Annotated in this window: 21 protein-coding genes and 2 pseudogenes; all 23 read right to left on the reverse strand. The window is 56.0% G+C overall.

The window, feature by feature from the left end; translation table 11 throughout:
• Positions 1–14 precede the first annotated feature (14 nt).
• On the reverse strand, positions 15–686 hold the full coding sequence (locus JCM17844_RS12795) for an adenylate kinase (RefSeq protein WP_150001298.1): 672 nt from the start codon (positions 684–686) through the stop codon (positions 15–17).
• Positions 683–2,010 (reverse strand): annotated as a pseudogene (gene secY / locus JCM17844_RS12800) (preprotein translocase subunit SecY). Before secY ends, JCM17844_RS12795 begins: the two are co-directional and overlap by 4 nt.
• Positions 2,011–2,055: 45 nt before the next feature.
• Positions 2,056–2,550 carry a 50S ribosomal protein L15 gene (gene rplO, locus JCM17844_RS12805; protein ID WP_150001299.1) on the reverse strand — a complete coding sequence of 165 codons (495 nt, stop codon included), beginning with the start codon at positions 2,548–2,550 and terminating at the stop codon, positions 2,056–2,058.
• A gap of 44 nt (positions 2,551–2,594) precedes the next feature.
• A complete protein-coding gene (gene rpmD, locus JCM17844_RS12810) occupies positions 2,595–2,783 on the reverse strand; it encodes a 50S ribosomal protein L30 (protein WP_150001300.1) in 189 nt (62 codons plus the stop codon).
• 6 nt (positions 2,784–2,789) lie between these two features.
• The gene (rpsE, locus tag JCM17844_RS12815) at positions 2,790–3,365 is read right to left on the reverse strand and encodes a 30S ribosomal protein S5 (protein ID WP_150001301.1); all 576 of its coding nucleotides are present in this window, start codon (positions 3,363–3,365) and stop codon (positions 2,790–2,792) included.
• 37 nt (positions 3,366–3,402) lie between these two features.
• Positions 3,403–3,759: a 50S ribosomal protein L18 gene (rplR, locus tag JCM17844_RS12820; protein WP_150001302.1), complete on the reverse strand. Its 357-nt coding sequence runs from the start codon at positions 3,757–3,759 to the stop codon at positions 3,403–3,405.
• 12 nt (positions 3,760–3,771) lie between these two features.
• On the reverse strand, positions 3,772–4,305 hold the full coding sequence (rplF, locus tag JCM17844_RS12825; protein WP_150001303.1) for a 50S ribosomal protein L6: 534 nt from the start codon (positions 4,303–4,305) through the stop codon (positions 3,772–3,774).
• A gap of 25 nt (positions 4,306–4,330) precedes the next feature.
• Positions 4,331–4,729: a 30S ribosomal protein S8 gene (gene rpsH / locus JCM17844_RS12830; RefSeq protein ID WP_150001304.1), complete on the reverse strand. Its 399-nt coding sequence runs from the start codon at positions 4,727–4,729 to the stop codon at positions 4,331–4,333.
• A gap of 12 nt (positions 4,730–4,741) precedes the next feature.
• Positions 4,742–5,047, reverse strand: coding sequence for a 30S ribosomal protein S14 (rpsN, locus tag JCM17844_RS12835; protein WP_150001305.1), 306 nt, complete (start codon positions 5,045–5,047; stop codon positions 4,742–4,744).
• Between the two features lie 18 nt (positions 5,048–5,065).
• Entirely contained in the window at positions 5,066–5,626 is a 561-nt protein-coding gene (gene rplE / locus JCM17844_RS12840) for a 50S ribosomal protein L5 (RefSeq protein WP_150001306.1), read from the reverse strand.
• On the reverse strand, positions 5,619–5,936 hold the full coding sequence (rplX, locus tag JCM17844_RS12845; RefSeq protein WP_150001307.1) for a 50S ribosomal protein L24: 318 nt from the start codon (positions 5,934–5,936) through the stop codon (positions 5,619–5,621). Before rplX ends, rplE begins: the two co-directional genes overlap by 8 nt.
• The gene (gene rplN / locus JCM17844_RS12850) at positions 5,936–6,304 is read right to left on the reverse strand and encodes a 50S ribosomal protein L14 (protein ID WP_150001308.1); all 369 of its coding nucleotides are present in this window, start codon (positions 6,302–6,304) and stop codon (positions 5,936–5,938) included. Before rplN ends, rplX begins: the two co-directional genes overlap by 1 nt.
• Positions 6,305–6,347: 43 nt before the next feature.
• Positions 6,348–6,596 carry a 30S ribosomal protein S17 gene (rpsQ, locus tag JCM17844_RS12855; RefSeq protein ID WP_150001309.1) on the reverse strand — a complete coding sequence of 83 codons (249 nt, stop codon included), beginning with the start codon at positions 6,594–6,596 and terminating at the stop codon, positions 6,348–6,350.
• Between the two features lie 19 nt (positions 6,597–6,615).
• The gene (rpmC, locus tag JCM17844_RS12860) at positions 6,616–6,807 is read right to left on the reverse strand and encodes a 50S ribosomal protein L29 (RefSeq protein ID WP_150001310.1); all 192 of its coding nucleotides are present in this window, start codon (positions 6,805–6,807) and stop codon (positions 6,616–6,618) included.
• A gap of 25 nt (positions 6,808–6,832) precedes the next feature.
• Positions 6,833–7,243, reverse strand: coding sequence for a 50S ribosomal protein L16 (rplP, locus tag JCM17844_RS12865; RefSeq protein WP_150001311.1), 411 nt, complete (start codon positions 7,241–7,243; stop codon positions 6,833–6,835).
• A gap of 29 nt (positions 7,244–7,272) precedes the next feature.
• The gene (gene rpsC, locus JCM17844_RS12870; protein ID WP_150001312.1) at positions 7,273–7,968 is read right to left on the reverse strand and encodes a 30S ribosomal protein S3; all 696 of its coding nucleotides are present in this window, start codon (positions 7,966–7,968) and stop codon (positions 7,273–7,275) included.
• Between the two features lies 1 nt (position 7,969).
• Positions 7,970–8,347 (reverse strand): 50S ribosomal protein L22, encoded by a 378-nt coding sequence (rplV, locus tag JCM17844_RS12875; RefSeq protein WP_150001313.1) that lies wholly within the window; start codon positions 8,345–8,347, stop codon positions 7,970–7,972.
• Positions 8,348–8,349: 2 nt separating this feature from the next.
• A complete protein-coding gene (gene rpsS / locus JCM17844_RS12880) occupies positions 8,350–8,628 on the reverse strand; it encodes a 30S ribosomal protein S19 (RefSeq protein ID WP_042084105.1) in 279 nt (92 codons plus the stop codon).
• Positions 8,629–8,642: 14 nt separating this feature from the next.
• Positions 8,643–9,481 (reverse strand): annotated as a pseudogene (gene rplB / locus JCM17844_RS12885) (50S ribosomal protein L2).
• 4 nt (positions 9,482–9,485) lie between these two features.
• Positions 9,486–9,779 carry a 50S ribosomal protein L23 gene (locus JCM17844_RS12890; protein WP_150001314.1) on the reverse strand — a complete coding sequence of 98 codons (294 nt, stop codon included), beginning with the start codon at positions 9,777–9,779 and terminating at the stop codon, positions 9,486–9,488.
• Entirely contained in the window at positions 9,776–10,396 is a 621-nt protein-coding gene (gene rplD, locus JCM17844_RS12895; protein WP_150001315.1) for a 50S ribosomal protein L4, read from the reverse strand. The genes JCM17844_RS12890 and rplD overlap by 4 nt, the downstream gene beginning before the upstream one ends.
• A gap of 6 nt (positions 10,397–10,402) precedes the next feature.
• A complete protein-coding gene (gene rplC, locus JCM17844_RS12900) occupies positions 10,403–11,152 on the reverse strand; it encodes a 50S ribosomal protein L3 (protein WP_150001316.1) in 750 nt (249 codons plus the stop codon).
• A 6-nt stretch (positions 11,153–11,158) separates the two neighbouring features.
• Positions 11,159–11,473, reverse strand: a complete 315-nt coding sequence (gene rpsJ / locus JCM17844_RS12905; RefSeq protein ID WP_042084117.1) for a 30S ribosomal protein S10 — start codon at positions 11,471–11,473, stop codon at positions 11,159–11,161.
• Positions 11,474–11,519 lie beyond the last annotated feature (46 nt).

Below are 11,519 nucleotides of genomic sequence, written 5' to 3' on the forward strand. Positions count from 1 at the left end.
CCGCCCCGAATACCTCAACAATCGTTCGGCGAGGCGGAGTCGACATCAAGAGCTGCGTCGATTTCTTGTGCAACCTTTTTAATCGGCTGCTCCCCGTTCACCTGAAGAAGGACACCCTTCGCCCGGTAATAGGGTAGAAGAGGCTCGGTCTGTGCCTTATAGGCATCCAGCCGGGCCTGCACCGTTTCGGCATTATCGTCGGCGCGGCGTACGAACTCCGTAGAGCCGCATTTGTCGCACACACCGTCAACAGCCGGTTTTTTAAACCTATCGTGATAGCCTTCACCGCAAGCGGCACAGGCATAGCGTCCAGAGACGCGATCCACCAGAATATGATCGGGGACCGTCACTTCCACAACCGCATCCAGCTTGCGCCCGATATCGGCCAACATAACATCCAGCGCCTCAGCCTGTGCGACAGTCCGGGGGAAGCCGTCAAGCAAAAAACCGTTTGCGCAATCTTTTTCCTGAATCCGGTCGGCAATGATCTGCACAACGATGTCGTCACTGACCAATTGGCCTTGATCCATTGCCTGCTTGGCCAACAAACCGACACGTGATTCGGCTTTTACCGCCGCCCGCAACATATCACCTGTGCTCAATTGAACAAGACCGCGTTCTGTTTGCAAACGCTGGGCCTGTGTTCCTTTGCCCGCACCGGGTGGTCCAAGAAGGATAACAATCATCGACGCCCCCCTTTAAGCTTCGCTTTCTTGATCAGCCCTTCATATTGATGGGCCATCAGATGCGAATGGATTTGTCCCACAGTATCCATGGTAACGCTTACCACAATAAGCAAGCTGGTGCCGCCAAGATAGAACGGTATGGAATATTGCGAGATCAAAATTTCGGGGATCACACAGACAATCGCCAGATAAATCGAGCCGATGACCGTCAGGCGGGTCAGGACAAAGTCCAGATATTCCGCCGTGCGCTTGCCGGGACGAATACCGGGAACGAAACCGCCATGCTTTTTCAGATTGTCGGCTGTTTCTTCCGGATTGAAAACGATGGCCGTGTAGAAAAAGGCGAAGAAGATGATACCAGCGGTATAAAACGCGATATAGAGCGGTTGTCCATGCCCCAAAAGCGCTGTCACCGTCGTCATCCAGGCAGGTCCACCTTCAGCGGAGAACCCGGCAATGGTCATGGGTAGCAACAGCAAGGAGCTGGCAAAGATCGGCGGGATAACACCCGCAGTATTGAGTTTCATAGGCAAATGGGAGGTATCGCCTTGGAACATGCGATTGCCCATTTGACGCTTGGGGTATTGCACGATCACCCGCCGTTGGGCGCGCTCCATGAAAACAATGCCATAGATCAGCGCAACCACGCCAATCAGCAACAGCACGATCGCTGCCGGAGACAACAATCCTTGCTCGCCAAGCGACAAAGCCTGACCAAGAGCGCGGGGCAGTTCAGCGACAATCCCGGCAAAGATAATCAGGGAAATACCATTGCCGACACCGCGCGCCGTGATCTGTTCACCCAGCCACATCAGGAACATGGTGCCGCCCACCAGCGTAATCACCGTGGCCAGACGGAAGAACATCCCCGGATCCAGCACCACATTCTGGGCTTCCAATGCCATGGCAAGGCCATATCCTTGCACGGCCGTCAGCGCCACTGTGCCGAATCGGGTATATTGATTGATCTTCTTGCGGCCTGCCTCACCCTCTTTTTTCAATTGCGCCATACTCGGCGACATAGAGGTGAGGAGCTGCATGATGATCGATGCCGAAATATACGGCATGATATTCAGCGCAACGATAGACATGCGCTGCAGGCTCCGCCGGAAAACATGTTGAACATGTCCAGCATGCCGCCTTGCGTGCGTTGGAAGAACTGCCCCAGCGCCACAGGGTCGATACCCGGCAACGGCACATAGGTCAGCAGCCGATAGACAATCAACGCGCCCAAGGTGAACCATAGGCGCTTTTTAAGTTCTTCCGCTTTTGCGAAAGATCTGAAATTCAGATTTGCAGCTAATTGCTCAGCGGCGGATGCCATCTGCGTCTCCGACTACACGACAAGGAGGGGGGGCAACGCGTATAATTACGCGTCGCCGGAGGTTTTTTCTTCCGACTTCACAGGAGCGGTCAGTGTGACGGAGCCCCCTGCTTTCTCAACCGCAGCCACAGCGGCCTTGGATGCGCCAGCAACGGTGATCGTCACTTTCGACGTGATTGCACCCTTGCCCAGCAAACGCACACCGTCTTTTTCCTTGCGCGCGACACCGGCAGCCACAAGCACATCTTCATCGATCGGCTTCTTGGCATCCAACTTGCCCGCATCGATCGCCTTTTGCAGACGGCCGATATTGACCTCGCCATATACGCGGCCATTCAGCATGGTAAAGCCACGCTTGGGAAGACGCATATGGATCGGCATCTGGCCGCCCTCGAACCCCTTCACAACATAGCCCGAGCGAGACTTGGCACCTTTATGGCCACGGCCGGCAGTTTTGCCTTTGCCAGAGCCGATGCCCCGCCCAACCCGCATCCGGTCCTTTTTGGCCCCGGACTTGTCTTTCAATTCATTCAAACGCATGACGTACCCTTAACGCCAGCATATCACTGGCTTTCGAGACAGTCTCACTGGTCTTCAATACGAACCAGATGCGACACTTTTTCGATCATCCCGCGGATGGCTGGTGTATCAGCCAATTCACGGGTGCGGTTCATCTTGTTCAACCCCAGGCCGATCAGCGTAGCACGCTGATCTTTTTGCCGGCGAATGGGGCTGCCGGTCTGTGTGACCGTGATGGTTTTGGCTTTGGCCATAATGCTTTACTCCGCGCTGGCGGCAGAAGGCATTGTCTCGCCTCCGCCAGTATGCTCGACAGCGGCACGCCGCGAAACAATTTCACCAACCTTCTTGCCGCGCTTGGCAGCAATCTGGCGCGGGCTGACCTGCGCCTTCAGGGCATCGAATGTGGCCCGCACCATGTTATAGGGATTGGACGTTCCCGTGGACTTGGCGACGATATCCTGTACGCCAAGGCTTTCAAAAACGGCGCGCATGGGGCCGCCAGCAATGATCCCGGTTCCCGGCGTTGCCGAGCGGATCAGAACTTTGCCGGCACCATGATGTCCATTGCTGTCATGATGCAGAGTCCGGCCTTCCCGCAAGGGAACCCGTACCATTGATTTTTTTGCCGCTTCCGTTGCCTTACGGATGGCTTCAGGCACCTCACGGGCCTTGCCTTGGCCAAAGCCGACGCGGCCTTTGCCATCTCCAACAACAACCAGGGCAGCAAAGCCGAACCGCCGGCCACCTTTTACCACCTTGGCGACGCGGTTGATATGAACGAGTTTCTCTACGAACTCGCTTTCTTCGCGTTCAAACCGATCAGGGCGTGCCATCGCCTATTCCTCTCAAATCCAGTATCAAAGCGGGCGATCAGAAATCGAGTCCGCCCTCACGGGCAGCCTCGGCCAGCGCCTTGACGCGGCCGTGATAAATGAAACCACCGCGATCGAAAACAACCTGCGTCACGCCAGCCTTTTTGGCCCGGTCCGCAATCAGCTTGCCCACTTTTTCCGCAGCCTCACGATTGGCGCCGGACGTGTTTTTCAGGTCCGCATCCAAAGAGGAGGCAGCCACAAGCGTTTCACCCTTCGCATCATCGATGATCTGGGCATAGATATTCTTGGACGACCGATGCACCGACAGGCGCGGACGGCCACCGCCATTCTTGCGCAGCTGGGTGCGTGTCCGCATCCTCCGCCGCTGAAACGTATCTTTGTTCTGAGCCATCTTGAGCACCTGTTACTTCTTCTTGCCTTCCTTGCGGAAGATATATTCGCCTGAATAACGCACGCCCTTGCCCTTATAAGGCTCTGGCTTACGATAAGAGCGAATGACGGCCGCCACCTGACCAACTTTTTGCTTGTCAGTGCCGGAGATCACAACCGTAGTCTGATCCGGTGTCTTGATATCGATGCCATCGGGGATGGGAAAATCGATATCATGGCTGAACCCAAGCTGCAGGTTCAACGCAGACCCCTTGACTTGGGCACGATAGCCCACGCCGGTGATCTCGAGCTTCTTTTCAAAGCCCTTGCTGACACCTTCAATCAGGTTGGAGACCAATGTGCGCTGCATACCCCACATAGAGCGGGCGCGCTTGCTCTGATCGACCGGCACCACCGAAATCAGATTGTCTTCCATGCTGACGCTGACCTCGCTGACGAGGTTTGCGGCCAATTCGCCTTTTGGTCCCTTCACGGAAACGGCGGCCCCATCAAGGGACACCGTTACACCGGAAGGAATTTCGATCGGCTTTTTTCCGATACGCGACATGTTTCTTTCCCTCGCTCGAGCCAGCCTAGAAGACTGTGCAAATCACTTCGCCACCGACATTGAGGTCACGCGCTTCCGCATCGGAAAGCACGCCCTTGGGCGTCGAGACGATTGAAATGCCCAGGCCGTTTGCAACGCGCGGCAGGTCCGACACGCCAGAGTAAATCCGACGGCCAGGCTTGGAAACACGCTGGATCGACCGGATCACCGGATCGCCCTCATGGTATTTCAGGCGGATGCTCAGCTCGGCTTTGTTGTTTTCCAAATCGGCCCTCTCATAGCCAAGGATAAATCCTTCGCGTTGCAGCACATCCAGAACGCGCTGGCGCTGCTTGGAAGCCGGAGCCTTGATCTCATCCTTACGAGCCTGCAGCCCGTTGCGGATACGGGTAAGCATATCACCCAATGGATCTGTCATAGACATGGGGTGCCCTCCTTACCAGCTCGACTTCACGACACCCGGAAGCTGACCAGTAGAGGCCAGATCACGAAGCGCGATGCGAGAAATTTGGAATTTGCGATAATAAGCACGGGGACGGCCCGTGATTTCGCAACGATTACGAACGCGCGTCGGCGCCGAATTCCGCGGCAATTCTGCCAGTTGGAGACGCGCCATGAAACGCTCCTCCTCAGGCAGCGACCGGTCTTCGGAGATCGCCTTCAGACGCGCACGCTTTGCGGCGTACTTTTTAACAAGCTTCTTGCGATGCTCGTTCTTTTTAATGGCGCTCTTCTTAGCCATGTGCTCTGCCCACCCGGCTCAGTTCTGCACGAACGGCATGTCGAACCCGCGAAGCAACTCACGTGCTTCGTCATCGCTCTTTGCCGTTGTGCAAATGATAATATCCATTCCCCGAACAATTTCGACCTGGTCGTAACTGATTTCGGGAAACACGATCTGCTCTTTCAGGCCCATGGCATAGTTGCCGCGACCATCGAAGCTCTTGGGATTCACCCCACGGAAATCTCGAACCCGCGGCAGCGCAATCGTCACAAGCCGGTCCAGGAATTCATACATCCGCTGGCTGCGCAGAGTGACCTTCACACCAATCGGCATCCCTTCGCGCAGCTTGAAGCCGGCGATGGATTTCTTGGCGCGTGTCACAACAGGCTTCTGGCCAGAAATGGCGGTGATTTCCTGCACGACCTTGTTGATGCGCTTGGAATCGCCAACGGCGTCGCCCACACCAACATTGATCACGATCTTGTCCAGCTTGGGAATCTCATTGACATTCTTGTAGCCGAACTTTTCCTGCAGCTGCTTGCGCACCTCGTCATAGCGGGTGCGCAGGCGCGGAACATAGGTCTGCGCTTCAGCCATTGATGACCTCCCCGGACTTTTTCGCCACACGAACCTTGCGGCCGTCCTCGAGAATTTTGAAACCGACACGGGTCGGCGCGCCGTCTTTGGGATCTTCGATCGCCAGATTGCTCAGAGCGATCGGGGCTTCCATCTGCTCAATGCCGCCAGGACCCGTCTGGGTCGGTTTCTTGTGCTTGGTGACCATGTTCACACCCTGAACAATGGCACGCCCTTCACGCGGCATCACCCGGGTAATCTCGCCTCGCTTGCCTTTATCACGGCCAGCCAGCACGACGACCTTGTCGCCCTTTTTCAGCTTCGCAGCCATTACAGCACCTCCGGCGCGAGCGAGATGATTTTCATATGCTTCATCGCGCGCAATTCACGCACAACCGGGCCGAAAATACGGGTCCCGACCGGCTCGCCCTGCTTGTTGATCAGCACGGCTGCATTGCGGTCGAAGCGGATAGCCGAGCCATCGGCCCGACGAATTTCTTTTGCGGTGCGTACGACAACGGCACGGTGCACGTCGCCTTTTTTCACACGGCCACGCGGAATGGCTTCCTTGATGGAAACCACAATCACGTCACCGACGCTCGCGGTCTTTTTCTTCGACCCGCCGAGCACCTTGATGCACTGCACCCTCTTGGCGCCGGAATTATCCGCGACGTCGAGGTTCGTCTGCATCTGGATCATCGATTCAAACCCTCAAACTAGGTGTCTTCACGCAAATCTGCGATCAGACCGTTTCAATATGCTCGCCGCCAATGACGCGCCAGCATTTATTCTTGGAAATCGGCCGGCATTCCTCAATGCGGACCCGGTCACCCGACTTCCATTCGTTCGTTTCATCATGTGCCTGATATTTCTTTGTGCGGCGCACGATCTTGCCCAGCAACGCATGTTTGAAACGACGCTCGACAGAAACCACAATGGTTTTGTCTGTGCGGTCGCTCACCACCGTGCCAAGAAGTACTCGTTTCGGCATGACCAATCTTCCTTATCGTTCAGGAGGCGCTGCTATTACCCTGGATCGTCTTGATCCGGGCAATATCACGACGCACCTGACGCATCCGCGCCGTATTTTCCAACTGACCAGAGGCCGCCTGGAAACGCAGATTGAATTGTTCTTTCTTCAGCTGTCCAAGCTCCGTCGAGAGCTCATCGGCCGTCTTCACTCTAAAATCCGCAGCTTTCATCGCTTGCGTCTCCTCAATAGCCTACTCAAAGCTGGCGCATGACGAATTTGGTGCCGATCGGCAGCTTGGCGGCAGCGCGTTCAAACGCTCCCCGAGCCAGATCTTCCGACACACCTTCCAATTCAAACATGACGCGCCCCGGCTTGATGCGGGCGGCCCAGAATTCCGGAGCGCCTTTACCTTTACCCATACGCACTTCAGTCGGCTTTTTCGATACCGGAACATCCGGAAATACACGAATCCAAACCTTACCTGCACGCTTGATATGACGAGTCATAGCCCGACGTGCAGCTTCGATTTGACGCGCTGTAATACGCCCCGGCTGCGTAGCTTTCAACCCATAAGAGCCGAAATCCAGATTCGACCCGCCTTTGGCAAGACCTTTGATACGGCCTTTATGTGCCTTGCGGAATTTTGTTCTCTTCGGCTGCAGCATGATGCTTTACCCTCAAACTCTTCGCGATTCTAGCGTCGCCCACCAGCGGCCGCGGTCTGTGCGTCTTGCAAACGCTTCTCCTGGGCATAGGGATCATGTTCCATGATTTCCCCTTTAAATACCCAGACTTTGATCCCGCAGATGCCGTAAGCGGTCTTCGCTTCTGCCGTTCCATAATCGATATCCGCACGCAATGTGTGCAGCGGAACACGGCCTTCACGGTACCATTCGGTGCGTGCGATTTCGGCGCCGCCAAGACGGCCACCGGCATTCACACGGATCCCAAGAGCACCCAAACGCATGGCAGACTGCACAGCCCGCTTCATGGCGCGACGAAATGCCACACGACGTTCGAGCTGCTGGGCAATGCCTTCAGCGATCAAGGTTGCGTCGATTTCCGGCTTGCGAATCTCGACGATGTTCAATGTGGTTTCTTGACCGGTCAACTTGCTCAGATCCGAACGCAGCTTATCGATATCGGCCCCTTTTTTCCCGATGATCACACCGGGGCGGGCGGAATAGACGCTGACACGCGGTTTTTTGGCCGGACGCTCGATGACGATTCGGCTCACACCGGCCTGCGCCAGACGATCCTTGATATATTCACGGATCTTCAGGTCTTCATGCAGGAGTTTGCCATATTCACCACGATCGGCATACCAACGCGAATCCCAGGTGCGATTGACGCCGAGTCGCAGACCAATGGGGTTAACTTTATGACCCATCTTACTTCTCCTCAACTTCGCGGACAACGATCCGCAGCCGACTGAACGGCTTCAGGATCTTGCCGACACGACCGCGGGCCCGGGCGCGAAAGCGTTTCATGACCAGTGCTTTGCCCACACTTGCTTCGGCGACCACCAGTTGATCGACGTCGAGATTGTGATTGTTCTCGGCATTGGCGACAGCCGATTCGAGAACCTTACGCACCTGTTCGGCGGCACCGCGGCGGTTGAAGCGCAGCGAAGCCAGCGCCTTTTCAACCGGAAGTCCACGAATGGTTTCCGCGACAAGATTGAGTTTTTGCGGAGAACCGCGGAGCATATTGCCCACGGCCAGCGCCTCATTCTCACTCACGCGGCGAGGATTGACTTGCTTGCCCACGATTACTTCCTCTTTGCCTTCTTGTCCGCCGCATGACCGTAGTAGGTCCGCGTCGGCGCGAATTCACCAAGTTTGTGGCCAACCATTTCTTCCGTCACATAGACAGGAACAAATTTCTGACCGTTATAGACATTAAAGGTGAGCCCGACGAATTGCGGCATGATGGTTGATCGGCGCGACCAGGTCTTGATGACCTGTTTCTTGCCGGCATCCTGCATCTCCTCTGCTTTTTTAAGCAAAGAGAGTTCCACAAACGGGCCTTTCCAGACAGAACGTGCCATTTCAATTGGCCCCCTTATCGCTTCTTCTTACGATCGTGACGCGACCGTACGATGTATTTGTCAGTGGACTTGTTGGACCGTGTCTTGGCGCCCTTCGTGGGTTTACCCCATGGGGTCACCGGATGGCGACCGCCCGAAGTCCGACCTTCACCACCGCCATGCGGATGGTCAACCGGGTTCATTACCACGCCACGCACAGACGGACGCTTGCCCAACCAGCGATTACGACCGGCTTTCGCCAAGGTCTGGTTCTGTTTGTCCGGATTGGATACCGCACCAACAGTGGCCATGCATTCCGCACGCACCTTCCGTTGCTCACCAGATGTCAGACGCAGAATGGCATAGCCTGATCGCGCCCGACAAGCTGAACATAGGTGCCAGCTGAACGGGCGATCTTGCCGCCTGCTCCGGCTTTCAGCTCAACATTGTGCACGATGGTGCCAATGGGAACCGCCGACAATGGCATCGCATTGCCCGGCTTCACATCGGCTTTGGCACTGGCCACCACCTTATCACCGGCTCCCACACGCTGGGGTGCAATGATATAGGCCTGCTCGCCATCTTCATAAGTGATCAGCGCGATGAAAGCCGAGCGATTGGGATCATATTCGATCCGCTCGACCGTGGCTTCCATATCCCATTTGCGCCGCTTGAAATCGATGACGCGATAGGTGCGCTTATGTCCGCCACCACGGCGCCGTGCCGTGATGCGTCCGTTATTGTTGCGACCACCCTTCTTCGAAAGGCCCTCGGTCAATTTCTTGACCGGTGCGCCTTTATGAAGTTGAGAGCGATCGACCAGAACAAGGCCGCGCTGACCCGGGCTTGTCGGCTTGTATTGCTTCAATGCCATGTGCTCAGATCCCCGTCGTCACGTCGATGCTGTGACCTTCAGCCAAGGTCACCATCGCTTTTCTCACATCAGGGCGACGGCCGAACACACCACGGAAGCGCTTCACTTTGCCCTTCTGTACCAACGTGTTCACCTTTGTCACCTTGACATCGAACAGTGCTTCGACGGCCGCCTTGATCTGCGGTTTCGTTGCACTGGGGGCAACCTCGAAGGTTACCTGATTGTTTTCCGCACCAAGCGTTGCCTTTTCGGTAATCACCGGGCGCAGGATCACGTCATAATGCTTGTGGCCGGTCATTTCAGCCTCTCTGCAAGCTTTTCGATGGCCGCTTTTGTAAGAACCAGCGTATCGCGCCGCAAAATGTCATAGACATTGGCGCCCTGGCTCGGCAGCACATCGATGTTGGGAATGTTCGCGGCAGCGCGCTGCACATTCACATCAATCTCGGAACCGTCAATGAACAGCGCGTTCTGAAGGCCCAGCTTTTCAAGCTTTTCACGAAAGCCCTTGGTCTTGGCTTCGGTGAGCGACAGCTCATCCAAAACCACAAGACGACCAGCGGCCTGCTTCGAGCTCAGCGCTGTTTTCAGACCAAGCTTTCTGACCTTCTTCGGCAAGGAGAAGCCATGATCGCGCGGGATCGGACCAAAAGCCCGGCCACCGCCACGAAACAGATTGGCGCGGCGGTTGCCGTGACGGGCATTGCCCGAACCCTTCTGCTTATAGGCTTTCTTACCCGTGGAGCTCACATCCGAACGGAACTGAACCGCATGGGTTCCCGCCCGGCGCTTGGCAAGCTGCCAATTAACGATACGGTGAAGGATGTCGGCGCGGGCTTCGAGCGCGAAAATCGCGTCATCGAGCTCGATCGAGCCAGCTTTTTCCGCATCCAGTGTCAAGACGTCGGCTTTCATAGCACGTTATTCCTTCGTCTCGCTCTCGGCAGAAGCCGAAGCGGTTTCCGCCGCCGGCGCTACCTCAGTTTCACTCTGGGCAACAACCTTAAGAGCAGCCGGACGTGGTGCATTCTCAGGAAGAGGTGCCTTTTCCGCATCGGAAACAAGGATCCAGGACCCTTTTGCGCCCGGTACGGCACCGCGAACAAGGATCAGACCTTCATCCGCTCGCACATCAACCACTTCGAGATTTTGCGTGGTCACACGCACATCACCCATATGGCCGGCCATTTTCTTGCCCTTGAACACCTTACCAGGGTCTTGGCACTGACCGGTCGATCCGTGACTGCGGTGAGAAATCGACACACCATGCGAGGCGCGCAGGCCGCCGAAATTGTGCCGCTTCATGGCACCGGCGAATCCCTTACCCTTGCTGTTGCCGACCACATCGACCTTCTGACCGGGAACGAAATGCTCAGCCGACAAAGTAGCGCCGACATCGACCATATTGTCGTCTGTCACGCGGAACTCCGCCAAACGCATTTTCGGCTCAACTTCAGCCTTCCCGAAATGGCCGCGCATGGGCGCGGTCACGTTTTTTACTTTTGCTTTACCTGCGCCGACCTGAAGGGCTGAATAGCCGTCCCGGTCTGCAGTCCGCTGGGAAACCACCTGGCAGTCTTCGATCTGCAGAACCGTCACGGGAACGTGGCGTCCTGCTGCGTCGAATACGCGGGTCATGCCCATTTTCTTTGCTATCAATCCGGTGCGCATTGCTGCTTACCCCTGAAGCTTGATCTCGACGTCCACACCCGCCGAAAGATCCAGCTTCATGAGTGCGTCCACCGTTTGCGGAGTCGGGTCGATGATGTCGAGAAGGCGTTTATGAGTCCGCACTTCGAACTGTTCGCGCGATTTCTTGTCGATATGCGGCGAACGCAGAACGGTAAACTTCTCGATACGAGTAGGCATGGGAATCGGTCCCAAAACCAAAGCGCCGGTGCGCTTGGCGGTATTGGCGATCTCACCGGATGCCTGATCCAGGATCCGATGATCGAACGCCTTTAACCGGATGCGAATATTTTGCGCTTCCATGTGTTTCACTCTCTCAGCCGCGCCAATGCGCGGGCTCTTCAAACTT

It is taken from the genome of Iodidimonas gelatinilytica (genome assembly GCF_008579125.1).
GTDB lineage: Bacteria > Pseudomonadota > Alphaproteobacteria > Sphingomonadales > Rhodothalassiaceae > Iodidimonas > Iodidimonas muriae.